The following is a 24,054-nucleotide window of genomic DNA, read 5'->3' as shown; positions in this document are numbered from 1 at the left end:
GCGGGCCGCGCTACACGGTGTACTCGTCCGCGACCGACAGCGCCACGTCGAGAGCAGCGAGGCCCTCCTCGGCCTCGGCCTCGGTGACGTTGCAGGCCGGAACGGCGTGGGTGCGGTTCATGTTGATGAAGGGCCACAGGCCGTTCTTCTTCGCCGCCGCACCGAAGGCCGCCATGGCCGCGTTGGCCTCGCCCGCCGCGTTGTACGGGACCAGCGGCTCGCGGGTTTCCTTGTCGCGGACCAGGTCCAGCGCCCAGAAGGCGCCGAGGCCGCGGACGTCGCCGATGACGGGTGGCGCTCGGCCAGCTCGCGCAAACCGGGGCCGAGGACCGTCTTGCCGATGTGGGCGGCGTTCTCGATGACCTTCTCGTCCTCCATCACATGAATGGTGGCGACAGCAGCCGCGCAGGCCAGCGGGTGACCGGAGTAGGTCAGTCCGCCCGGGTAGGCGCGGGTCTCGAAGGTGGCGGCGATCTCCGAGGAGATGGCGACACCGCCGAGCGGTACATACCCGGAGTTGACGCCCTTGGCGAACGTCATCAGGTCCGGCACCACGTCGAAGTGCTCGGCGGCGAACCACTTGCCGGTGCGCCCGAAGCCGGCCATTACCTCGTCGAGGATGAAGACGATTCCGTACCGGTCGCAGATCTCGCGTACGCCCGCGAGATAGCCCGGCGGCGGCGTCATGATGCCCGCCGTACCGGGGATTGTCTCCAGGATGATCGCGGCGATGGTGGCGGCGCCCTCGAAGGCGAGGGTGTCCTCCAGGTGCTGGAGCGCGCGGGCGCACTCCTCGGCCTCGGTCTCGGCGTGGAACGGCGAACGGTAGAGGAACGGGGCCCAGAAACGGACCACGCCCGCCGAGCCGTTGTCGGACGGCCAGCGGCGCGGGTCACCGGTCAGGTTGATCGCGGTGGAGGTGGCGCCGTGGTACGAGCGGTAGGCGGAGAGCACCTTCGTACGGCCGGTGTGCAGCCGGGCCATCCGGACGGCGTTCTCGACAGCCTCCGCGCCGCCGTTGGTGAAGAAGATCTTGTCCAGGTCACCGGGGGTGCGTTCTGCGATGAGGCGTGCGGCCTCGGAGCGCGCCTCGATCGCGAACGCGGGGGCAAAGGTGGCGAGCTTGCCCGCCTGCTCCTGGATCGCGGCCACGACCGTGGGGTGCTGGTAGCCGATGTTGGTGTAGACGAGGCCGCTGGTGAAGTCCAGGTAGCGGTTGCCGTCGTAGTCCCAGAAGTACGCCCCCTCGGCGCCGGCGACGGCGAGCGGGTCGATCAGGCCCTGGGCGGACCAGGAGTGGAACACGTGCGCGCGGTCGGCGGCCTTCACGGCCGCACCGGCAGCGGGGTCGACATGCGGGGCATGCGGGGCATGAGGGGTCATGCGGTGAGCGTAGGTCGCGCCGGGAGCGGATCGGCATGGCCACCTTGTATGGCCTGGGGCGCTTTGGTGGGCAGGGTGTCGGGTCGGCTGCCGGGCGGCACGGCCGGCGGTGGGCATTTCCCGCCACCGTCCCCCGCGTACGGCTGTCGAACATCGCTCCCTCCTCCGCCTTGGATTCGAAGGCCCCAGGCGCTGCGACGCCGCTGCCAATCGTGGGTGAGGTCGAAACGGCCTGATCCACTCTCTATCGTCCACCAGGCCGTAAGACTGTCATCCGGCCTCACGGTACAAACCACCCGCGTACAGCCCCCGGCTGTGCAGTGCCTCGCGCAGGGCGCGGGCGGCATAGAACGTCCGGGACTTGACGGTGCCCGGCGGCACGCCGAGGACCCTGGCCGTCTGGTTGACGCTGAGTCCCAGGTAGTGCACGTGCAGCAGGACCTCGCGCTGTGCCGGCCGCAGGTCCCGTAGCGCGTCGATGAGCACCTGGGAGGTGAGCATGTGTTCCACCCCGTCGGAGACCGGCAGGTGGGCGAGTTCGGGGTCACCGGTCTCCGGTGGTCTGGCCTGGCGGGCCCGGTGGCCGTCGATGACCAGATTGCGCAGCACGGTGAACAGCCAGGGCCGCACCGACTCCGTGGTCGGGTCGAGTTCCTCGGCGTGCAGCCAGGCGCGTATCGCGACTTCCTGGAGGACGTCCTCGGCGCGGTGCCAGTCGCCCTCCAGCCGCCGTGCGGCAAACTGCAGCAACGCGCTGCCGTGGAAGTGGTAGAGCGCTCTGAGGAACTCGTCGGGGCGGGGTTCCGCGGCGCGGGGGCCAGGTATGAGGTCTTCGGTCGAAGCGTTGGCCGACAAGGGCCTTTCCTCTCCGGTCGTCTGCGGGGAAGACGGGTTCCGCCGGCTTCGGGACACAACCGGCAGGCGCCGCCGCGAGTCGCCGTGCGCCCGTGCGGCGCCCGTCAGCCTGCGGCGGCGGTGAACTCGCCCCGTCAGCGCCGGTCAGCCCGGTTCGTGAGAGGAAAGCGAGCTCACCTCACGGGACGTCAACTCCCGGTTGTAGAGATGTACGTCGGCGATGTCACCGTTCCAGTAGTCGGCCTCTTTCCCAAGGAACTTGGCGCGTCCGATCACCACAGTGCCAGTGGGTTTCACGCTGTTGGTAGCCACCCTGGTTCCCGCGAGCCGCCCGTCCACGTAGAGCTGCATCCGGTGGTCCTTCTGACTGTACGTGCCGGTCAGGTGGTACCAGCGGCCGGGCTGCGGCTTCTCGGGCGTCTCCGCGACCATACGGGTACCGAAGAAACTGAAGGCGAAGTTCCCGTCCTGGTCGGAGTGCTGGAGGAAGAACGCGCTGTTCCCGTCGCCGTCCTGGGACACGGCGGTGCGCACGCCGGTCATGCCCTGGGGGGTGAGGCGCACCCGCGCGGCGACCGAGTAGTCCTTGCCCACGGTGTCGAGCCGGGTGTTGGTGTCCGCGTATCCGCTGGTGCCGTCCAGGTGCAAGGCGCCGCCCTCGGGGCCGTCGGTCCACTGCGTGCCGCCGCTGACCACGGCGTCATGCTCGCCGGCCTTCGCGGTGCCGGACTGGTGCAGGGGCCACCAGCCGAGGCCCTGCAGCGACTCGACGTCACCACTCGGGCTCGACGCGGCCGGTTTCGCCCCGGCTGGTTTCGCCTCGGACGGTTTCGCCCCGGCTGGTTTCGCCTCGGACGGTTTCGCCTCGGACGGTTTCGCCTCGGACGGTTTCGCCTCGGCTGGTTTCGCCCCGGCCGATTTCGCCTCGGACGGTTCCTTCCCGGAGTCCTGGCCGCGCACCAGTTGGACGACGACGAAGGCCAGCGCGACGGTCAATACGGTAATCGCGGTGATAAGCGCCCATCTGCGCTTCATGAATTTCCTCAGGAGGTGCGGCTTAAATGTGTCACTGGTGATCACGCGTCCGCCCCGGAAGTGGTTCAGACGTCAGTTTTGACAGGCCTGTGAGACAGCGGACCTGTCCGCCCCTGGATGTGCGCCCGTGCGCCAGGAGATGCGGCGACGCCTTGTCCCGGGAATCCTGCGCGGGTTCAAGACGCCAAACGCCGCAGCCGACTGACTGCCTCTTGGAGGACGTCGTCCCTCTTGCAGAAGGTGAAGCGGACCTGGCTGCGGCCGGCGTCGAGGTCGTCGTAGAAGACGGAGTTGGGGATGGCGACGACGCCGCAGCGTTCGGGGAGGGCGCGGCAGAAGGCGTAGGCGTCCTTCTCACCGAAGGAGGTGATGTCGGTGGTGATGAAGTAGGTGCCCTCGGGTTGGTAGACCTCGAACCCGGCCGCGCGCAGGCCGTCGCCGAGCAGGTTGCGCTTGCGGCGGAGGTTGGCGCGGAAGCTGTCAAAGTACGAGTCCGGCAGGCGCAGCGCTTCGGCGATCGCGTACTGGAAGGGGCCCGCGCTGACGTACGTCAGGTACTGCTTGGCCGTCCGGACGGCGGAGACGAGCGGGCCGTTCGCCGTGACCCAGCCAACCTTCCATCCGGTGAAGGAGAAGGTCTTGCCGGCCGAGCCAATGGTGACAGTGCGCTCACGCATTCCGGGCAGGGCCGCGATAGGGCGGTGCGTGCCCTCATAGACAAGGTGCTCGTACACCTCGTCGGTGACGACAAGCAGGTCGTGCTCGATGGCGAGTGCGGCGATGGCGCTCTGCTCTTCGGCGGTGAGAACCATCCCAGTTGGGTTGTGCGGGGTGTTGAGGAGCAGGAGGCGCGTCCGCGGGGTGATCTTGGTGCGCAGCTCGTCCAGGTTTGGACGGAATGACGGGGCACGCAGGGTGAGCGGTACGCGCTTCGCGTCGGCCATCGCGATGCAGGCGGCGTAGGAGTCGTAGAAGGGCTCGAAGGCGATGACCTCGTCGCCCGGCTCCAGAAGCGCCAGCATGGTGGCGGCGATGGCCTCGGTGGCGCCTGCGGTTACCAGGACCTCGGTGTCGGGGTCGAGCAAGACCCCGTAGAAGCGCTGTTGGTGTTCGGAGATCGCGGAACGCAGTTCCGGGACGCCCGGGCCGGGCGGGTACTGGTTGCCCTTCCCCTCCCGCAGGGCGCGGACGGCGGCCTCGCGGATCTCCTCGGGCCCGTCGGTGTCGGGGAAGCCCTGGCCCAGGTTGATGGAGCCGGTCCGTACGGCAAGCGCCGACATCTCCGCGAAGATCGTCGTGCCGAACTCGGCGAAGCGGCGGTTGAGCAGCGGTCGTCCCTGTGTCATGGCCGCCATCCTGCGTGGAAGCTCTGGAGTTGCTCAAGTCTGCTTTGGCCGTACGGGGCCGGGGGCATCCCCCACTCACGCAGGAAGCGGAAGGAAACGGATGGAAGCGGGGGACCTCGCTTCGGGGGAACGGAAGGACGTGAGGTCGGTGGGGATATTTGCCTCGGTGGTGATCGCGTTTGCCGTGATCGGGCTGGTCATCGCGCTGGTGGGGGCCGACAACCGGAAGAAGAGGCGTGGGCGGAGCGTGCGCCGGGGTAAGAACAGCGGCAACACAACGGGGGGCAGCTGGTGGGCGGGCGGTGACAGCGGCGGTGGCTCGTCCTGCGGAAGCAGCAGCGGTCACTCCGGGGGGCACTCCGGGGGTCATTCGTGCGGTGGTGGTCACTCCTCGTGCGGTGGTGGCTCCTCGTGCGGCGGCGGGGGCGGATGCGGCGGAGGCAGCTGACACGGGGCAGCTGATCCGTGACCGGGCAGGGCCACACGCCCGGTGCCGGGCCCTTGCGGCTCCGGTGCTCCTCAGGTGTCCGGCGGGTGAACTCCCGCCGGACACCTTTTTGTTGGGGCTTTCCGCAAGATGCCGGTGAACAGATGAACCGAGAGGCCCCCGACGGGATGGAAACCGCGTCAAGTTGGGCAAAAGAGCTGTGGATGCGGCTTACTTCGTGATTCCCTCGGTTGAGAGAACATCCAGCCCTCGGACCCGAGTTGGACCTGATCGGGCGCTTCCCACCTCCCACGTGCATCACGTCGGAGGCGTCCCCTGTCCATGTGTCCACGCTTTGTTTGCGGAGCCGACCCATGCTCACGACCCTCCAGACAGCCTATTCCGACACCCGTGCCGCTGACCTGGCCTGGGCGCTGGGGCGCGAACCGCTCCCCGCCCTGGCCGTGCTCGACCTCGATCTTGCCGGTGCCCGACTCCAACTGCGTCTGCTCGGCGCCTCTCACCAGGTGCTTCTGGAGGAGAACCGGGGCACCTGTTCCGAAACCGTCGCATGCATCCCCGGCAGCAGCACCCCGCTGCCGCTCGGCCTCTCCGAACGGCTCGGAGAGTGGGAGTACGAATTCGCGGCGCGCGTCGAGACGCTCTCGGCGGGCTCGTTCGCGGCGCGTGCGCAGGAGCTCCTCGCGCTCGTGACCGACCACCCCCACGGTCTCGCCGGGACGTTCCCCGGCAGTCCGCACGCCTTCACTGCCATGCTCGCCCAGCGCACCGAGGGTCAGGTGAGGTGGCGCACCTGGCATGCGTACCCGCAGGAGGGGCAGTTGGTGGTGACGCACACCCGAGTGGGCATGCGGATGCCGTCGGTAGCACTCTGAAGCGGCCCACCTCCGTTGTGAGCGCGCCGCCACCCTTGCGGGTGACAGGCAGCCACGCCTTCGTGACGTAGCGTTCGCAGCATGATCGATCAGCAGGTGCCGCTACGAGGGGGCGCGGCGCGTCTTCCTGTACGGCCGAGGACCGGCCGGTGTCTCGTGCTGGCCGCTGTCTTCATCTGTGCCGCCTGCGGTCTGGTCTACGAGCTCGAACTGGTGGCGCTCGCCTCCTACTTGATCGGTGATTCCGTCACCCAGGCGTCCGTCGTGCTCTCCGTGATGGTGTTCGCGATGGGCGTCGGCTCGCTCCTCGCGAAACGTTTGCGCAGCCGGCCCGCAGTCGGTTTCGGGCTGATCGAGGCAGTGCTCGCACTCGTCGGCGGCTCCTCGGCGGTCGTGCTGTACGCGTCGTTCGCCTGGCTCGGCGAGTCGCGGTTCGCCCTGGTGGTGTTCTCGCTCACGATCGGCGTCCTGATCGGTGCGGAGATCCCGCTGCTGATGACGCTGATCCAGCGCGTCGACCGGCAGGACGCGGGCGGGACCGTCGCGGATCTGTTCGCCGCCGACTACGTGGGTGCGCTGGTCGGAGGCCTCGCGTTCCCCTTTCTGCTGCTGCCGATGCTCGGACAGCTCACCGGGGCGCTGTTCACCGGCGCGGTCAACGCGGCGGCGGGCGGGGCGTTGGTGCTGTGGGTGTTCGGGCGGGACCTCACTCCGCGGTCCCGGTGGCTGCTGATCCTCGTCGACGTGGCCGTGATCGCCGTACTCGCCACCGCCACCGCGCTGGTCGACGACTTCGAGCGGGCGGCGCGGCGTGCGGTGTACGGGGACGGGGTGCGGGTCGCGGTGCAGACCGGGGTCCAGGAGGTCGTGCTGACGGGGACGGGCCGCAGCTCGCTGGACCTGTATCTGGACGGGCGGCTGCGGGTCAGCGCCCGTGACGAGTATCGCTACCACGAGGCGCTGGTGCACCCGGCGATGAACGGGCCACGCGCCCGCGTCCTGATTCTGGGCGGCGGTGACGGTCTCGCCGCCCGGGAGGTGCTGCGCTACCCGGACGTACGCAGCGTCACGCTCGTCGAGCTCGACCCCGGCGTCACCCGGTTGGCGCGTACCGACCGTGTGCTCTCGGCGCTGAACGCCCACGCGTACCGCGATCCGCGGCTGGCGGCCGTCAACGCGGACGCCTTCAACTGGCTGCGGGCGGCGCGCGGCGGCTACGACGTGGTGCTTTCCGATCTGCCTGACCCGGGGATCTCCGCCGGCACAAAGCTCTACTCGGCGGAGTTCTACGGCCTGGTCGCCGACGCCCTCGCACCGGGCGGCCGGCTGGTGGTGCACGGGGGCCCGCCGGTGACCCGGCCGCGTACGTACTGGACGGTGGAGGCGTCGATGAGGGCGGCGGGCCTGCACACCCGCCCGTACCGGATCAGCGGCAGGCTCTCCGATTTCGTGGTCGGCCCCGACCGGGCCACGCACCGGGCGCAGGCCGAGCACGGCTGGGGCTTCGTCCTCGCCCGTCCGGTCAGGGCGCCGGCGCTCCGCCTCGCCCCGGGGGCGCCGAAGCTGCGGTCGCTGACGCAGGTCTCGCTGATGCGCGCAGGGCAGGACGCGGAGAGCGGACGGCTGCGCGGGCTGCTGCCGTCCACGCTGGTGCATCCGCGGTACTGGGAGGACCGGTGAGCCGGATGCCGTACGCCGTACGCCCGGCGGATTTGCAAAACGGAACCGCTGACGTGATGGCCGGGGCTGAGTAGGCTCGGTTTCCATGGAGCATGAGGTGTTCGTTCCGGTTCCGGTCCCGTCCCTTCGGCGGACGCTGGGTGATCCCGCCCGCGTCGCGCGCTGCGTACCGGGGCTCCAGCAGGACGCCGACGCGTCCGCGGACCCGCTGTCCGGCCGGCTCAAGGTCCGGGTCGACGGCCATACGATCACGTACCGCGGTGCGCTGCGGCTGACCGTTTCCCCGCAGGGCGGCCCGGACGGGGACGGCGGGATCCTGGTGGCGGGAGAGGGCGTCGAGGCCCGGGGGACGGGCTCGGCGAAGCTGGCCCTGACGATCAGCCTGACGCAGAAGGACGGCGGCACGGTGATCGGGTTCGCGGGTACGGTGAGCGGCCACGGCCGCATCCTGGAGCTGGACCCGGCGGCGGCGCTCGCGACGGCCCACAGACTGCTGGACCGCTTTGCGCAGCAGCTGGTGACGGAGACGCTGGTGGGCGGCGACGCGGCGGGCGAGGCCGTCGGCGAGGCCGAGCGGTCCGTCGGGGAAGCCGTGGAACAGGCCATCGAGGAGGCGGCCGAGGAGGCCGACGCGACCGGCACAGGCACCACCCGGAGTACTGAGCCGGAAGCCGCCGACGAAACCGACGAAGGCGCTACCGCAGACGAGGCGCCCTCCACCGAGAACCCGCCGGGCACGGGCTCCGCCTTCGACGCCCCCGTGCCCCCGTCGTCGCCCGACCCCATGGCGGAGGTGGAGTTCACCGTTCCCGACGGTCCCCCGGCCGAGGCCGCGCACGCCAGGCGCACCATGATCGGCCGCAGTGCCGAGGAGGTGGACCACGCGCCGCCGCGCGGCAGGTATGCCCCCGTACCGTCACCCGATCCGACCACCGCGGGCGCCACACTCCGCTGGGTCGCCCCCGCTGCCGCGCTCGCGCTCGCGTCCGCCGTCGTGGTGAGCCGGGCGCTGAGGCGGCGGAGGTAGCCGCGCCAGTAATGTCGGTCGGGTGAGTAGCAGCGAGAAGGACGTCCGGCTGTCCGTCGGCGACGCAGAGTTGACCGTGAACCCCGCCAACGGCTGTCGTATCAGCAGTCTCCGCATCGGCGGCACCGAGGTGCTGCGGCAGGGGGAGCCGTACGGCTGCTTCCCGATGGTGCCGTGGTGCGGGCGCACTGGGAACGGGCTCTTCCACAACGGCGACGTCCCGCACCGGTTGCCGCTGAATGCCCCGCCGCATGCCATCCACGGCACCGGCAGGGATACCGCCTGGCGCACCGCCCGGATGGGCGAACAGGAGGCCGCTTTCTACTACGACCTCGCCGACCCCTGGCCGTATCCGGGACGGGTGACCCAGACCTTCGAGCTGTCCGAGGACTCGCTCACGCTTGCGTTCGGCATCGAGACGTACGGGAATTCGTTCCCGGCGCAGGCCGGCTGGCACCCCTGGTTTCTGCGGGATCTCGGCAGCGGCAAGAACGTGGAGATCGCCTTCGACGCGGCCTGGCAGGAAGAGCGCGGTGAGAACCATCTGCCGACCGGCCGCCGCATCCCGCCCCTGCCCGGCCCGTGGGACGACTGCTTCGGGATGCCGGACGGCGTCGACGTGACGCTCACCTGGCCGGAGCAGCTGGAACTGACCGTGAAGAGCCGGGCCGAGTGGGTCGTGATCTACGACGAACAGGCCGAGGCGATCTGTGTGGAGCCGCAGTCCGGCCCGCCGAACGGGCTGAACACCGCGCCCCGGTATGTCACCCCGATCGAGCCACTGGAGATCGCGACGACCTGGAACTGGCGCAGGCTCTGACCACGTGGGCGCAGGCCGTGCGACGGGCACCTCAGACCGACCGGCGGATGGGGGCGGCGTCGCGCGGCTGGGCGCACGCCTTCTCCCCCGGCCCATCTGCCGGTCGGCCTTAAGCTCGTAGCCATGACTGACGTACGTGCTGAGCTGCTCCAGCAGATCAAGGACAAGGCCGTGGTACACGGCAAGGTGACCCTCTCCTCGGGTCTTGAGGCCGACTGGTACATCGACCTGCGCCGCATCACGCTGGACGGCAAGGCCGCTCCGATGGTCGGTCAGGTCATGCTCGACACCACCGCCGAGCTGGACTACGACTGCGTGGGCGGGCTGACGCTGGGCGCCGACCCGGTCGCCACCTCGATGCTGCACGCCTCCGCCGCACGAGGGCAGGAGCTGGACGCGTTCGTCGTCCGCAAGGCGCAGAAGGCGCACGGGATGCAGCGCCGCATCGAGGGCACGGATGTGAAGGGCCGCCGTTGCCTGGTCGTCGAGGACACCTCGACGACCGGCGGTTCGCCGCTGACGGCAGTCGAGGCGGTGCGCGAGGCCGGTGGCGAAGTCGTCGCCGTCGCCACGATCGTGGAGCGGGGTGCGGCTTTGGCCATTGCCGAGGCCGGTCTCCCCTACGTCCACGCCTACACGGTGGCGGACCTCGATCTGGCCTGACGCAAGGCCGACCGGTAACGGGTTGACCTGGGGTTTTTACCAAGGGTGGGATGTTTCACGTGAAACATCCCACCCTTGACGTATGCCCATGAACCACCCGTCCGAGCGTTGGAGGAGTGGGCCGGGCCGAGCCGGAGCAAGAGTCTGGGAGGATGGGGGCGACGATGACGTCGCCCCCAGGTCAGGGAACCAGCAACGCACACTCGCACATCCCAAGGAGCGGACAGATGCCCATCGCAACCCCCGAGGTCTACGCCGAGATGCTCGACCGGGCGAAGGCAGGCAAGTTCGCCTACCCGGCCATCAATGTGACGTCGACCCAGACCCTGCACGCTGCGCTGCGCGGCTTCGCGGAGGCGGAGAGCGACGGCATCGTCCAGATCTCCACCGGTGGGGCGGAGTTCCTGGGCGGCCAGCACAACAAGGACATGGTCACGGGCGCCGTCGCCCTCGCCGAGTTCGCGCACATCGTCGCCGCCAAGTACGACGTCACGGTCGCGCTGCACACCGACCACTGCCCCAAGGACAAGCTGGACGGTTACGTACGTCCGCTGCTCGACATCTCCGCCGAGCGCGTCGCCAACGGCCAGAACCCGCTGTTCCAGTCCCACATGTGGGATGGCTCGGCCGAGACCCTCGCCGACAACCTGGCCATCGGCCAGGAACTGCTCGCCAAGGCCGCCGCAGCCAAGATCATTCTTGAGGTCGAGATCACCCCGACCGGTGGCGAGGAGGACGGCGTCACGCACGAGATCAACGACGAGCTGTACACGACCGTCGACGATGCGCTGCGTACCGCCGAGGCGCTCGGCCTGGGCGAGAAGGGCCGCTACCTGCTGGCCGCCTCCTTCGGCAACGTCCACGGCGTCTACAAGCCGGGCAACGTCGTGCTCCGTCCCGAGCTGCTGAAGGACCTCCAGGAGGGCGTCGCCGCCAGGTACGGCAAGTCCTCGCCCTTCGACTTCGTCTTCCACGGTGGCTCCGGATCCACCGAGCAGGAGATCGCCACCGCGCTGGAGAACGGCGTCGTGAAGATGAACCTCGACACCGACACCCAGTACGCCTTCACCCGCCCGATCGTGGACCACGTGTTCCGCAACTACGACGGTGTACTGAAGGTCGACGGCGAGGTCGGCAACAAGAAGGTCTACGACCCGCGCAGCTGGGGCAAGTCCGCCGAGGCGGGCATGGCCAAGCGCGTCACGGAGGCCTGCGCCAACCTGCGTTCCACCGGCACCAGGCTGAAGTAAGCCGGTACGAATTGTGGCCGTGGGCCCGGTATTCCCTTGGGGTGCCGGGCCCACGGCATGTCCGGGAGAAGAGCCCACGGCAATGTCCGGGAGAAGAAGTGGGTCTTTTCGCCGGCCCGGCGAACTCGTCGTCCAGGCATTCCGCACGGCCGGACTCCACGTGAACCGGATCGGCATGGGAGACAGCCGCCCGTCCCGCGCCCTGACCGGCTGGCAGAACCCTGCCGGGCCCGTGTCCCCGCCCCGATGGCCCTCCCGGCGGGGAGCGGCGATGCTGCTCATATGCCTGACGCAGAGACGGGAGCCATCCGCGTCGCCTCCCCCACCGGACGCTGGGTCATCCTCACCACCGTCCTCGGCTCCAGCATGGCCATGCTCGACTCCACCGTCATCAACGTCGCCCTGCCCCGCATCGGCAAGGACCTCGGCACCGACCTGGCCGCCCTCCAGTGGACCGTCAACGCCTACATGCTGACCCTCGCCGGGCTGATCCTCCTCGGCGGCGCCCTCGGCGACCGGTACGGGCGGCGGCGCGTCTTCGTCGTCGGAGTCGTCTGGTTCGCCACCGCGTCCGTGATGTGCGGCATCGCGCCGAACGCCACCGTCCTGATCACTGCCCGCGCCCTCCAGGGCATCGGCGGGGCGCTCCTCACACCCGGTTCGCTTGCACTGATCCAGGCGAGTTTCCACCCGGACGACCGGGCCCGCGCGGTCGGACTGTGGTCGGGGCTCGGCGGGGTCGGCGCCGCCATCGGGCCGTTCGTCGGCGGCTGGCTCGTGGACGGGCCCGGCTGGCGATGGGTGTTCCTGCTCAACGTGCCGCTCGCCGCGGTCTGTCTGCCGGTGGCGCTGCGCCGCGTCCCGGAATCGCGTGACCCCGACGCGCACGGACGCTTCGACGTGCTGGGCGCAGTGCTCGGCGCGCTCGCCCTCGCCCTGGTGACCTACGCGCTGATCGAGGCGCCGGGACAGGGGGCGTCCGCGGTGGTGATCGGGGCGGCCGTCGGCGGGATCGTGCTCGGGGCGGTGTTCGTGCAGGTGGAGCGGCGGCGGACGGAGCCGATGCTGCCGCCGTCGGTGTTTGCGTCCCGGCAGTTCACCGTCGTCAACATCATCACCCTCTGTGTGTACGCGGCGCTCGGCGGCTATTTCTTCCTCTCCGCGATCCAGCTCCAGGTCGTGGCCGGATACTCGGCCCTCGGCGCCGGCACGGCCCTGCTGCCCACGACCGTGCTGATGCTGCTCTTCTCCGCCTCCGCGGGCGAACTGGGGCAGCGCATCGGGCCCCGCATCCCGCTCACCGTCGGCCCACTGGTCGCCGCCACCGGGATGCTGCTGATGGTGCGTGTCGGGCCGGGGTCGAACTCCGTCTCCGCCTACCTCACCGATGTGCTTCCCGCGGTCGGTGTGGTCGGCGTCGGACTCGTCACCCTGGTGGCACCGCTCACCGCAACCGTCCTGGCGTCCGTGGACACCGCACGGGCAGGTCTCGCCAGCGGGATCAACAACGCGGCCGCCCGCGCCGCAGGGCTGATCGCGGTGGCAGCGCTGCCGCTGCTCGCAGGAATGGGACCGGAGGCCTACCGGAACGCCGATGAGTTCGCCGCGACGTTCCGGCGGGCCATGCCGATGTGTGCCGGGCTCCTCGTGCTGGGCTCGCTGATCGCCTGGGCGACCGTGCGTAAGCCTCCCGTCACGGCGGACGAGAAGGAGAAGGCGCACCCCGAGTGCACGGTGCACTGCGGCATCGTCGCCCCGCCCCTGGAACCCACGCACGAGGAGACGGGGAAGCCGGATGCGAACCGGCCCTCAGCGAAGCGCCCGGGTACCTCCGGCGCGAACCGACCCTCAACAGAGCGCCCAGGTACCTCCGGCGCGAACTGACCCACCGCACGGCTCCCGGGTACCCCGGCGTGCGTGTGCCAGGCACACTTGAACCCATGTCGATCCACGAGAACCTGCTCGGGGGGCCTCCCCCGACCCATCTGCCCGACGACCCGGAGCCGCGCGAGCTGCTTGCGAACGGCACGGCCCCCGCCGACGTCGCCGCGAAGTACCCGACCTCCTCTCTGGCCTGGGCACAGCTCGCCGATGAGGCGTTCGAGGGCGGCCGCGTCATCGAGTCGTACGCCTACGCCCGCACCGGCTACCACCGCGGCCTCGACGCACTGCGCAGGGCCGGCTGGAAGGGCCACGGCCCCGTACCGTTCGAGCACGAGCCGAACCGCGGCTTCCTGCGCGCTCTGCACGCCCTGGCGCGGGCCGCCCAGGCGATCGGCGAGCAGGACGAGTACGAGCGCTGCTCGACGTTCCTGCGCGACTCCTCGCCGACCGCCGCCGAGACCCTCGGCTAGACGTTACGTACACCTTGGGATGTTCCGGACCCCGCGGATGTATCAGTGTCTGCGGGGTCTGCGCGCTCCTGGGGGCTCCGTTTAGGATGCGGGCAGGGGACCGGAGCTCCACCACCTCACGGAAGGGGCGGACCGCTACCCGGAAGCTTGTGTCGAGGAGACAGCAATGTCGACGATCCACCCCGACCCCGAAGCCACCGGTGCGCAGACCCCGCACCTCGACTTCGCGGGAACGACTCCGTACGAGGACTATGTCCAGGCGGATGTCCTGACCCATCTCCAGCACCTTCGCTCCGACGATCCGGGCGAAATGGTCTTCCTGGTCACCACCCAGGTCATGGAACTGTGGTTCACCGTCATCGTCCACGAGTGGGAGACCGCCGCGCATGCCCTGCGCGAGGACCGGCTGCCCGCCGCACGCGAGGCGCTCAAGCGGTCGGTGCGCGAACTGGAGGCGCTCAACGCCTCCTGGACGCCGCTCGCCCAGCTCACCCCCGCCCAGTTCAACTCCTACCGCGCCGCCCTGGGTGAGGGCTCCGGCTTCCAGTCGGCGATGTACCGGCGGATGGAGTTCCTGCTCGGCGACAAGTCCACGTCCATGCTCGTGCCGCACCGGGGTGCGCCCCGCGTCCACGCCGAGCTGGAGAAGGCACTCGGCGAGCCGAGTCTGTACGACGAGACGCTCGCCCTGCTCGCCCGGCGCGGCCATGCGGTGCCGCAGGCCGTGCTCGGCCGGGACCTGACGCAGAAGTACGAGGCGTCACCGGAGGTCGAGGCCGTCTGGGCGGAGATCTATGCCAACCCCGACCAGCACGACGAGCTGGTCCGGCTCGGCGAGGCGCTCACCGACGTCGGTGAACTGGTGTGGCGCTGGCGCAACGACCATCTCGTCGCCACCCGGCGTGCGATGGGCTCGAAGACCGGGACCGGCGGTTCCGCAGGGGTCGCATGGCTGGAGAAGCGGGCCACGAAGAGCGTCTTCCCCGAGCTGTGGACGGCGCGCAGCCATGTCTGAGACCTTCGCCGCGCGTGCCGAGGCGCTCGACGCCGCCGACCGCCTCGCCGATCTGCGCAAGCTGTTCATTGTCGACGACACCGTCTACCTCGACGGCAACTCGCTCGGTGCACTGCCCGCTCACGTACCTGCCCGGGTGCAGGAGGTCCTCACCCGCGAGTGGGGCGAGCTGCGCATCCGGTCCTGGGACGAGAGCGGCTGGTGGACCGCGCCCGAGCGGATCGGCGACCGGATCGCCCCGCTCGTCGGGGCCGCCGCCGGGCAGATCGTCGTCGGCGACTCGACCAGCGTGAACGTCTTCAAGGCCGTCGTCGCCGCGAGCCGGCTGGCGCCGGAGGGCCGCGACGAGATCCTCGTCGACGCGACGACATTTCCCACGGACGGGTACATCGCCGCATCCGCGGCCCGGATGACCGGCCACCGGCTCGTCCCGGTGGCTCCCGCCGCGGTGCCGGACGCCCTCGGCCCCCGTACCGCGGCCGTCCTGCTCAACCATGTCGACTACCGCACCGGCAGGCTCCACGACCTGCCCGGACTCACCGCGGCCGTGCACGCGGCGGGCGGCCTCGCCGTCTGGGACCTGTGCCACAGCGCGGGCGCCCTGCCCGTCGGCCTCGACGCGCACGGCGTGGACCTCGCGGTCGGCTGCACATACAAGTACCTGAACGGCGGCCCCGGTTCGCCCGCTTACCTGTACGTCGCCGAGCGCCACCAGGCAGCCTTCGACTCGCCCCTGCCGGGGTGGACGTCGCACGCCGACCCGTTCGGCATGACACCCGGGTACACCCCGGCGGACGGTGCGGCACGGGGCCGGGTCGGCACTCCCGACATCCTCTCCATGCTGGCGCTCGAAGCGTCGCTGGACGTGTGGAAGGGGGTGTCGATCGAGGCGGTACGGGCCAAGTCCCTGGCGCTGACGGACTTCTTCCTGGAGTGCGTCGCCGCGTATGTGCCCGAGGGCCGGGTCACCTCCGTCACCCCGGCCGCGCACGCGGAGCGCGGCAGCCAGGTGGCGCTGCGGTGCGAGGACGCGGAACCGGTGATGAGCGCGCTCATCGCGCGGGGCGTCGTCGGGGATCTGCGGCGGCCGGACGTGCTGCGGTTCGGGTTCACGCCGCTGTACGTGGGGTTCGCGGACGTGGAGCGGGCGGCGCGAGTACTGGGTGAGGTGCTGGGCGGCTGAGAGGCTGTCGGGTGGCCTCCGATCGGAAAACGGACGCGGTCTGGTGCGTGCGATTCCAAGGCGCCGGGATGTCCTCGGATAGGGTCTCCCCTGCTCCTTGAGAGCAGGGAAGGCGCTACGAGGACATCCCGGCAACGCGGGAAGCGTGCGTGCCAGGGCGTGGCCGCCCGATCAGAGGCCACCCGACAGCCTCTGAGCCCGGTAACGCGACCGGCACTGGGAGCCGGGATCCGGGGGCCCCTGCCATGATCCGCCTGCGGGGACGGAAACCTTCCGTACTGGTACCGTCCCCGCAGGCCAGGCCAGTTGCGCTGTTGGATGGTTCAACTGTGGGGCTCAGAACAGGACGGTTGGAGCAGCATGTCGGATTCTGCCGCGCGTGATCGTGACGCAGCCGAGACCGAGTCGGCACTCTCGCATCCACCGGTCGCCCCCGATGCGTCGGCCGCCTACGGCAACCACCCCGACCAGGTGATCGACTTCTACGCCCCGCGCGACGGCCGGACCGGTGCACCGGTCGTGGTCGTCGTGCACGGCGGGGCGTGGCGGGCGCCGTACGACCGGCAGCATATGTCGCCGTTCGCGGACTTCCTGGCCCGGCGCGGTTTCGCGGTCGCCAGTGTCGAGTACCGGTGTGGCAGCGAGGTTCCGCAGCAGCGGGGTTCCGGTCCGGTCGCGGGCCGTTGGCCGGAGACCTTCGACGATGTCGCCGCGGCGATGGACGCACTGCCTGCTCTGCTGGCCCGGGAACTTCCGCAGGCCGACGCCCGGCGGATCGTCGTCACCGGGCACTCCGCCGGCGGGCAGCTCGCCCTGTGGGCAGCCGCCCGGCACGTACTGCCCGAGGACTCGCCGTGGCGGCTGCCCGCACCGCCGCCGCTGCGGGGTGTCGTCGCCCTCGCGCCGATCGCGGACTTCACCACGGCCGTCGAGCTGAACGTGTGCTCAGGGGCGGTCGGTCAATTCCTCGGCCGCGAGGAGGACTTCGAGGCACGAGCCCCGTACGCCGACCCGGCCGTGCTGCTGCCCACCGGGATCGCGACCACCGTGGTGCAGGGAACCACCGACATCGATGTGCCGCAGGCCGTCTCGGAGGCGTTCGTCGACGCGGCGGCGAAGGCGGGGGAGACGGTGGGCCTGACCCTGCTGCCCGACGTCGGCCACTACCCGCTGATCGACCCGGTCAGCGACGCGTGCGCGGTGGTGGCTGAGGAGCTCGCCCAGCTGGCCTGGTGAGCGAAGGTCCGGCGGCGGTGTGGGCACTGTAGTACTTGCGACGGACGGCGCGGGATCCGTATCACTGCTGACGACCTGGGCGGCGCTCGGCCCCTACCTTGGGGACGTGACCGAGACCAAGAGCAGAAGCCCTGAGTACCGAATGGCCGCGGGAACGCTGGGCGGCCTGCGGCAGGACCTTTTCCACGATGCCTTCGCATACCGTCCGCTGGAGCGGATACGGACCGACGGGCCGCTGCTCCGGCAACTGCCGGAGCGGATGCGTGAGCGTATCGCGTGGACGCCCCACGCACTGGTCGGCACGGCAGCCCTGTTCGTAGTCTTCATCGGCCTGGTCTCGGCGGAATTCGGCGCTCTGCGTATGGCGGTCGCCACCATCATGCTCATGCTGCTCCCGGCGATCACCGTACTGATGACACTGGTCAGGCCGGTCGGCGCGTTCTGGATATCGATGGCGCTCACCCCGTTCGCGGCGGTCGTCGGCGGTGGCTACTGGCCATGGGTGCCCAGTACCTTTCTCTCGCATCTGACGGTGCTGGTCGCGGTCGCGGCCCGGACCCGGCCCCGTACCGCCGCCTGGATGTGGGGCTTGACCTTGGTGTTCGGCACGGCGCTGGAGAACTTCGGCGGCTGGCACCCCACCTCGACCACCTCCGTCTTCGCCGTGACCTCCGCGTTCGCGCTGCTGGTGGTGGCCGTGGTGCAGATCCGTCGCGACGCGGAGCGCGAGGTGACCGTGCAGCGCACCGTGACCGCCGTCGAACGCGACCGGCGCACACTGCTTGAGGAGCGCACCACCATCGCCCGGGAGCTGCACGACGTGGTCGCCCACCACATGTCGGTCGTCGCGATCCAGGCCGAGGCCGCCCCGTACCGGGTGGAGAATCCGCCGCCCGAGCTGGAGCAGGCCTTCGTCACGATCCGGGAGAACGCGGTCGCCGCCCTCACCGAACTGCGCCGGGTCCTCGGCGTCGTACGGGCCGAGGACTACCAGGCGCCGGACGCCCCGCAGCCCACCCTCGCCCAGCTCGACGGGCTCCTCGCCAATGTGCGCGAGGCGGGTCTGGAGACGGAGAAGACGGTCACCGGCGCGGTACGTGAACTGCCGCAGGGTGTCGAGCTGTCGGCGTACCGGATCATTCAGGAAGCTCTCAGCAACACGCTGCGGCACGCACCGGGCGCCACCGCCAAGGTGGAGATCGGCTATGTGCTCGGCGGACTCGGTCTGCGGGTCGTCAACGGGCCGCCGACCGGTCCGGTGAAGCCCTCGCCGGGGGCCGGTCACGGGATCACGGGGATGCGGGAGCGGGTCGCGATGCTGAACGGCGACATGACGGCCGGGGCGACGGAGGAAGGCGGTTACGAGATCGCCGCGTTCATCCCCGTCCAACCCAGCTGCGATACGAACGGGTCCAACAAGTCGCACGAGGCGCAGGCGGAACAGGTGGAAGCGGCATGACCATCCCCACCACCGCGGCCATCCGGGTGCTGATCGTCGACGACCAGATGATGGTCCGCGAGGGCTTCTCGGTGCTGCTCAACGCCATGCCGGGGATCGAGGTCGTCGGCGAGGCCGTCGACGGACGGCAAGCCATCGCGCAGGTGGCGGCGCTGCGCCCCGATGTGGTGCTGATGGACATCCGGATGCCGGAACTCAACGGCATCGAGGCCACCCGCGAGATCGTCGCCGCCGACGCGGACGCCAAGGTGCTGGTCCTGACCACCTTCGACCTCGACGAGTACGTGTACCAGGCGCTGCGCGCCGGGGCGTCCGGCTTCCTGCTCAAGGACGCCTCCGCCCGTCAACTCGCCGACGGGGTACGGGTGGTGGCCGCCGGCGAAGCGCTGCTCGCCCCGACCGTCACCAAGCGGCTGATCAACGAGTTCTCGAAGCTCGCCGAGGCCCCGCGCCCGCCGGCCCTCGCTCGGATCGGCGACCTCACGGAGCGCGAGACGGAGGTGCTCGTCCTCATCGCGCAGGGCCGGTCGAACGCCGAGATCGCCTCGCATCTGGTGGTCGCCGAGTCCACCATCAAGACGCATGTGAGCCGCGTCCTGGTGAAGTTGGGGCTGCGCGACCGCACGCAGGCGGCGGTCTTCGCGTACGAGGCCCGGCTGGTCACGCCTTCCTGAGGAGTCCGGGGGCCGGGGAAGCCGGTGCCCGGGGCGGGTGGCGGGTGGTGGCCGGTCGGCGGCCGTCGGGTCCGGTCAACGTCCGTACATGCACCCGTCCTCACGCTCCGCAGCCGATACTCCCTTCGCCCCCTGGTCCCCGGCGTTCGTCGCCAACCCGTACCCCGCCTACGCCGCGATTCAGCACCCCGGCCCGCAGCTCAGAGGCGGGCCTTCCAGTACGTCGAACGCCACTCCGAAACCGGCCAGGGCCGTGAGGAGCGCCGCCGCCTTGAGTGCCCACCGCCACTTCCCCTGTACGAGGGCGAAGAGCGCGAGCCCGGCCGCGACGCCGCCGAGAGTCATGACCGGCAGCCCGAGCCAGAGCACGTTCCACTCCGTCGCGCCCTCGAAGCCGCCGAAGATCCCGCGCCGGCCGTAGGGGGCCCAGACGAGCATCCCGGCGGCCCCGCCGGCGGCGGCGACCGCGCATCCGGCGACCTGGCGGATGGCTTCGCGTCGGTTCTCCATGATCTGGGTGACGCGGGTGCACCACAGGGAGGTTGCACCCAGACCAGCCCTGCCCTCGCGTCACGACAGGACATCGCGTCGCCGCAACGCCGCCACCCCTGCCCCCACCAGCACCACCGCAGCCGCGGTGAGCACCAGCACCGGGCCCCATTCCATCCCCGTGCCCCCCGGCAGCTTCGGCAGATGCGTGAACGGCGACATGTCCATCACCGGCTGCGGCAGATCGATGGCGGGCCCGATCCACCCCAGTGCCAGACAGATCCCGGCCACGCCCCAGGACGCCACCGCCGCCTTCGGGAGCGCCCCGTACAGCAGGACCGCCACTCCGCCCAGCAGCCAGATCGCCGGCAGCTGCACCAGCGACGCACCCAGCACGGCCGGGAGTTCGTGGCCGTAGCCGACGGCCAGGCCGAGACCGCCGACCACCATGATCAGGGCGGCGCCGCCGAAGGCGATGGCCAGATGACCGGCCGCCCAACCGACGCGGCTCACCCCGCCCGCCAGCACCGGTTCGGCGCGCCCGGCGGTTTCCTCGCCGTGCAGCCGCAGCACCGTCGCGACGATGTACAGCGCCGCGACCATCCCGAGCATGGACACCATCGCTGCGAGGAACGCGTCGGTCAGACCGGCCTGTCCGCCCATCCGCTCGAAGATCTCCTGCGTCTTCGCGTTGTCGCCGACGAGATCCGCCGCCCCGCTGGTCAGCCCGCCGAAGACGACTCCGACCACGGCGAAGGACAGCGTCCATCCGATCAGCGAACCGCGCTGGAGCCGCAGCGCGAGACCGAATGCCGTGGAGATCCGCCCCTGCGCGGGACCGGGCCGGGTTGCCAGGAAGCTCATGCCGACATCGCGCCGCCCCGCCAGCGTGTACGCGAGGGCAGCCTGGACCGCGACGGCCCCCGCGATGACGAGCAGCACCCACCAGCGCTCGTCCGCGTACGCGCGTACGTTCTCCGCCCAGCCGATCGGGGAGAGCCAGGTCAGTACGGACGAGCCGTCGTCCGTCGCCGAGTCGCCCGCGGCCTTCAGTACGAACGCGGCACCGATCACCGCCGCTGTGAGCCCCTTCGCGAGCCGTGCGCTCTCGGTGAGCTGTGCGGCGATCGCGGCGGTGCAGGCGAACAGCACACCGATCCCGGCGACCGACAGCGCGAGCGCCACCGCTCCGGCGCCGCCCGCGCCGGACCCGGCCATACCGGCCGTGATCACCAGCGCCAGCGCGGCGTTGGCGATCAGCGCGGCGAGGAGTGCGGCAGTCAGTGGGGCGCGGCGGCCCACCATGGTGGAGGAGAGCATCTCCTGACGGCCGGTCTCCTCTTCCTCCCGGGTGTGCCGGATGACGACGATCAGGCTCATCACGGCCGCCAGCGCTCCGCCGAAGCCGACCATCCGCCAGCTGACGAGCCCTCCGACGGAGTCGTTGAAGACCGGTCCGTACAGCGCCCGGAGCGAGCTGTTGGCGTTCATCGACGCGGCGAGTTCCGCGCGCTGGGCGGCGGTGTCGTACAGCGAGGCGAAGGACTTCCCGACGGTGGAGAAGGAAGCGCCGAGCACGATCACCCAGATCGGCATCATGATCCGGTCGCGCCGCAGCGCGAGCCTCAGCAGGGGCCAGGTGCCGACGAGCTGCCCGGTACCCGGCCCGGTCCGGCCTTTCGCACCGGCCGGAGTGGTCATGGTCACGGCAGTCATCGCGCCGCCACCCCCACACCTTCGCCGCTGTCCGTCGCGCCCGTTGCGTCGGCCGCGTAGTGGCGCAGGAAGAGCTCCTCCAGCGTGGGCGGGGTGCTGGTCAGCGTCCGTACCCCCGATGCGGAGAGCGACTTGAGGACCGAGTCCAACTTGTCCGTGTCGACCTGGAGCGTGACCCGCAGGCCCTGGACGTCGAGGTCATGGACGCCGGGCAGATGCGCGAGCCCGTTGGGAGCACCGGCCAGCTCGGCGGTGATGTTCGTACGGGTCAGATGGCGCATGTCCGCCAGCGAACCCGTCTCCACCGTCTTCCCCTGGCGGATGATGCTGACCCGGTCGCAGAGCGATTCGACCTCGCTGAGGATGTGACTGGACAGCAGGATCGTCCGCCCGCGCGCACGTTCCTCGGCGACGCAGGCCTGGAATACCTCTTCCATCAGCGGATCGAGACCGCTCGTCGGCTCGTCCAGGATCAGCAGATCCACATCGGAGGCGAACGCGGCAACGAGGGCGACCTTCTGCCGGTTTCCCTTGGAGTACGTACGCCCCTTCTTCGTCGGGTCGAGCTCGAACCGTCCGACGAGGTCGGCGCGCCGGGCCCGGTCGAGGCCGCCGCGCAGCCGTCCGTACAGATCGATCACCTCACCGCCGGAGAGGTTGCGCCACAGCGTGACGTCACCGGGGACGTACGCCACCCGCCGGTGAAGCTCGACCGCGTCGTTCCACGGGTCGCGGCCGAGCAGCTGGGCGGCGCCGGAGTCGGCCCGCAGCAGCCCCAGCAGCACCCGGATGGTGGTGGACTTCCCGGACCCGTTGGGCCCGAGGAAGCCGTGGACCTCACCGGTCTCGACCGTGAGGTCGAGGCCGTCCAGCGCGTGCGTCCGACCGAACGACTTGTGCAGCCCGGCCACCGTGATTGCCTTCATCATGTTTCTGAAGGTACGCTACTTTCACAAACTTGTGAAGTTAAGGAAGCGTATAAAGTTGGAACACGGCGGGGGGCCGGGGAATCAGGGGAGACGATCGGGTCATGACCAGCGAAACCGAACAGAGCACGCACAACGAACGAGACGCGGAGGCAGTGTCGCGGTTCGTTGAACGGTTCGCGTCCGACATGACCGAGGCGGGGATGCAACGGATGGCTTCCCGTGTCTTCGCCGCGCTCCTCGCGGACGACGACGGGTCGATGACCTCCGCCGAGCTCGCCATGGCGCTGCAGATCAGCCCGGCGGCCGTGTCCGGCGCGGTCAATTACCTCACCCAGGTCAGCATGGTCGGCCGCGAACGCGACCCGGGCTCGCGCCGGGACCGCTACCGCCTGCACGACGAGGTCTGGTACACCACCTTCACCAACCGCGACCGGGTGCTCACCCGCTGGGAGAACACCCTCAAGGACGGCGCCCGCACCCTGGGCGAGCACACCCCGGCCGGTGCCCGGCTCGCCGAAACAGCGGCGTTCTTCGAGTTCGTGCAGTCGGAGCTGGCCGACATGTTGGACCGCTGGCGCGAGCACCGCAAGACGCTCGACCTCCCGGTGGCCGACTGGCGCGGGCACACCTGAGGCGTGGGGCGGCGCCCGCCGCTACCCCGCCCCGGCCCGCAGCGCCGGAGGACTACCGTCCCTAACAGTGTCCAGGAGTGAGTCTTGTGCCCACGTCCCGGAACTGCGCGCATCCCGAACGGTTTTGGATGCGCTGGTCCCCCGCGTTCTCGTTGTCCCTGTCCGGCAACGCGCATCGTGTGCACGCTCCGCGACGGGGCGGCGGGATTCCTCACGCCCTCGTTCACCACGATCGGCCTGGACGGTCCGATGCCCGGCACCATCACTCTGGTGATGCCGGGGCGGTGCCGTCCGTCGCCGGATCGGATGTCCGAGGGCGCGTCGCCCGATCGCGATACCAGCGGCATCGTGACGGGTCATGCTGCGAGTCTTGCTGATCAGGGGCTTGCGCCAGTGCTGGTCGCCCCATATCGAGGTGTATGCCGGGTCGACGGCGACGATGGCGATGCCGTGTTCGGCGGCCATGGAGACGATGCGGGCCTTGAGCTTGCCGGTGGGCATACCGGAGATGAGTTGCCGGAACCGCTTCTTGCGGCCGTGCTTCTCACGGGTCTTCTCGGCGGAGAAGTCCAGGTTCTCGATGCCGATCGCCTGCGCGCCGGTCTGTTTGGTCCAGTGCAGGAGGCGGGTGAGTGCGTGCCGGATCTGGGCGTCGCGGTGGTCGGCGGTGCCGGACAGGTCGTAGTGGAAGCGGCGCGGTTCGCCGATGGGGTTGCCGTGCTGGTCGAGGTGGTAGGCGGCGAAGTGGTCGGCGTTCGTGTCGACGCCGATCATGCCTCGGGCCCGGGCCGTCTCCAGCGGGATCGTCTGGACGGTGCGGCGTTGCCAGGACGCGGTGAGGTACCAGCGGCCCCGGTCCACATCGTGGTGGATGCGGTAGGCGATGGCATGGTTGGCCTCGGTGCGGTCGCGCCACTCGTCCCCGCGGTGCGCGAAGGCGACCTTGGAGGCGAGAACGTACCGGCCGTGTTTGCTGTTGGCCAGG

21 protein-coding genes and 1 pseudogene are annotated in these 24,054 nt (G+C 70.2%); 14 read left to right on the top strand and 8 right to left on the bottom strand.

All coding sequences use genetic code 11. The annotated features are described in order from the left end of the window. Window positions 1-10: 10 nt before the first annotated feature. The 4 genes and pseudogenes from ABT115_RS11820 to ABT115_RS11805 all read right to left on the bottom strand — a co-directional run bounded on the left by ABT115_RS11820 (window position 11) and on the right by ABT115_RS11805 (window position 4,619). A pseudogene (locus ABT115_RS11820) lies at window positions 11-1,383 on the bottom strand (aspartate aminotransferase family protein). A gap of 270 nt (window positions 1,384-1,653) precedes the next feature. Then, window positions 1,654-2,238, bottom strand: coding sequence for a sigma-70 family RNA polymerase sigma factor (locus ABT115_RS11815; RefSeq protein ID WP_351787183.1), 585 nt, complete (start codon window positions 2,236-2,238; stop codon window positions 1,654-1,656). 144 nt (window positions 2,239-2,382) lie between these two features. Then, on the bottom strand, window positions 2,383-3,273 hold the full coding sequence (locus ABT115_RS11810; RefSeq protein WP_351787180.1) for a LamG domain-containing protein: 891 nt from the start codon (window positions 3,271-3,273) through the stop codon (window positions 2,383-2,385). Between the two features lie 176 nt (window positions 3,274-3,449). Next, window positions 3,450-4,619 (bottom strand): pyridoxal phosphate-dependent aminotransferase, encoded by a 1,170-nt coding sequence (locus ABT115_RS11805; protein WP_351787177.1) that lies wholly within the window; start codon window positions 4,617-4,619, stop codon window positions 3,450-3,452. Between the two features lie 801 nt (window positions 4,620-5,420). Between ABT115_RS11805 and ABT115_RS11800 the strand changes: the two genes are divergently transcribed. The 13 genes from ABT115_RS11800 (at window position 5,421) to ABT115_RS11740 (ending at window position 19,303) form a co-directional block, all read left to right on the top strand. Beyond that, a complete protein-coding gene (locus ABT115_RS11800; RefSeq protein ID WP_351787174.1) occupies window positions 5,421-5,942 on the top strand; it encodes a DUF2617 family protein in 522 nt (173 codons plus the stop codon). 81 nt (window positions 5,943-6,023) lie between these two features. After that, window positions 6,024-7,622: a polyamine aminopropyltransferase gene (locus ABT115_RS11795; RefSeq protein ID WP_351787171.1), complete on the top strand. Its 1,599-nt coding sequence runs from the start codon at window positions 6,024-6,026 to the stop codon at window positions 7,620-7,622. Window positions 7,623-7,707: 85 nt separating this feature from the next. Then, window positions 7,708-8,649: an SRPBCC family protein gene (locus ABT115_RS11790; RefSeq protein WP_351787169.1), complete on the top strand. Its 942-nt coding sequence runs from the start codon at window positions 7,708-7,710 to the stop codon at window positions 8,647-8,649. A gap of 22 nt (window positions 8,650-8,671) precedes the next feature. Then, a complete protein-coding gene (locus ABT115_RS11785; RefSeq protein ID WP_351787166.1) occupies window positions 8,672-9,469 on the top strand; it encodes an aldose epimerase family protein in 798 nt (265 codons plus the stop codon). A 123-nt stretch (window positions 9,470-9,592) separates the two neighbouring features. Beyond that, window positions 9,593-10,132: an orotate phosphoribosyltransferase gene (pyrE, locus tag ABT115_RS11780; RefSeq protein WP_351787163.1), complete on the top strand. Its 540-nt coding sequence runs from the start codon at window positions 9,593-9,595 to the stop codon at window positions 10,130-10,132. 227 nt (window positions 10,133-10,359) lie between these two features. Continuing rightward, window positions 10,360-11,382, top strand: a complete 1,023-nt coding sequence (fbaA, locus tag ABT115_RS11775; RefSeq protein WP_351787160.1) for a class II fructose-bisphosphate aldolase — start codon at window positions 10,360-10,362, stop codon at window positions 11,380-11,382. Between the two features lie 282 nt (window positions 11,383-11,664). Continuing rightward, complete coding sequence (locus tag ABT115_RS11770) at window positions 11,665-13,266, top strand: MFS transporter (protein WP_351787158.1); 1,602 nt, start codon at window positions 11,665-11,667, stop codon at window positions 13,264-13,266. A 56-nt stretch (window positions 13,267-13,322) separates the two neighbouring features. After that, window positions 13,323-13,736: a DUF3151 domain-containing protein gene (locus ABT115_RS11765; protein ID WP_351787155.1), complete on the top strand. Its 414-nt coding sequence runs from the start codon at window positions 13,323-13,325 to the stop codon at window positions 13,734-13,736. 166 nt (window positions 13,737-13,902) lie between these two features. Next, window positions 13,903-14,751, top strand: coding sequence for a tryptophan 2,3-dioxygenase family protein (locus ABT115_RS11760; protein WP_351787153.1), 849 nt, complete (start codon window positions 13,903-13,905; stop codon window positions 14,749-14,751). Beyond that, on the top strand, window positions 14,744-15,934 hold the full coding sequence (gene kynU, locus ABT115_RS11755; protein WP_351787150.1) for a kynureninase: 1,191 nt from the start codon (window positions 14,744-14,746) through the stop codon (window positions 15,932-15,934). The genes ABT115_RS11760 and kynU overlap by 8 nt, the downstream gene beginning before the upstream one ends. A gap of 360 nt (window positions 15,935-16,294) precedes the next feature. Beyond that, window positions 16,295-17,170, top strand: coding sequence for an alpha/beta hydrolase family protein (locus tag ABT115_RS11750; protein WP_351787147.1), 876 nt, complete (start codon window positions 16,295-16,297; stop codon window positions 17,168-17,170). Window positions 17,171-17,276: 106 nt separating this feature from the next. Further along, complete coding sequence (locus ABT115_RS11745) at window positions 17,277-18,629, top strand: sensor histidine kinase (RefSeq protein WP_502969074.1); 1,353 nt, start codon at window positions 17,277-17,279, stop codon at window positions 18,627-18,629. Next, on the top strand, window positions 18,626-19,303 hold the full coding sequence (locus ABT115_RS11740) for a response regulator (RefSeq protein ID WP_351787145.1): 678 nt from the start codon (window positions 18,626-18,628) through the stop codon (window positions 19,301-19,303). Before ABT115_RS11745 ends, ABT115_RS11740 begins: the two co-directional genes overlap by 4 nt. Before the next feature lie 180 nt (window positions 19,304-19,483). On the opposite strand, the gene ABT115_RS11735 is transcribed toward ABT115_RS11740, so the two are convergent. The 3 genes from ABT115_RS11735 to ABT115_RS11725 are packed head-to-tail and all read right to left on the bottom strand — an operon-like array spanning window position 19,484 to window position 22,437. Continuing rightward, window positions 19,484-19,813, bottom strand: coding sequence for a hypothetical protein (locus ABT115_RS11735; protein ID WP_351787143.1), 330 nt, complete (start codon window positions 19,811-19,813; stop codon window positions 19,484-19,486). Window positions 19,814-19,873: 60 nt separating this feature from the next. Then, window positions 19,874-21,508, bottom strand: coding sequence for an ABC transporter permease (locus ABT115_RS11730; RefSeq protein WP_351787140.1), 1,635 nt, complete (start codon window positions 21,506-21,508; stop codon window positions 19,874-19,876). Further along, a complete protein-coding gene (locus ABT115_RS11725; RefSeq protein ID WP_351787137.1) occupies window positions 21,505-22,437 on the bottom strand; it encodes an ABC transporter ATP-binding protein in 933 nt (310 codons plus the stop codon). Before ABT115_RS11725 ends, ABT115_RS11730 begins: the two co-directional genes overlap by 4 nt. A gap of 101 nt (window positions 22,438-22,538) precedes the next feature. Between ABT115_RS11725 and ABT115_RS11720 the strand changes: the two genes are divergently transcribed. Further along, complete coding sequence (locus ABT115_RS11720) at window positions 22,539-23,069, top strand: GbsR/MarR family transcriptional regulator (protein WP_351787134.1); 531 nt, start codon at window positions 22,539-22,541, stop codon at window positions 23,067-23,069. A 21-nt stretch (window positions 23,070-23,090) separates the two neighbouring features. Here the strand turns inward: ABT115_RS11720 and ABT115_RS11715 are convergent. Next, window positions 23,091-24,054 (bottom strand): IS200/IS605 family accessory protein TnpB-related protein (locus ABT115_RS11715; protein WP_351787131.1); only part of this gene is annotated, 964 nt, incomplete at its 5' end.

The sequence above is a fragment of the Streptomyces sp. NPDC001832 genome (assembly GCF_040297265.1).
In the GTDB taxonomy this organism is placed as follows: domain Bacteria; phylum Actinomycetota; class Actinomycetes; order Streptomycetales; family Streptomycetaceae; genus Streptomyces.
The sequence above is the reverse complement of the archived record's forward strand: the minus strand, read 5'-3'. Positions and strand labels throughout refer to the sequence as shown.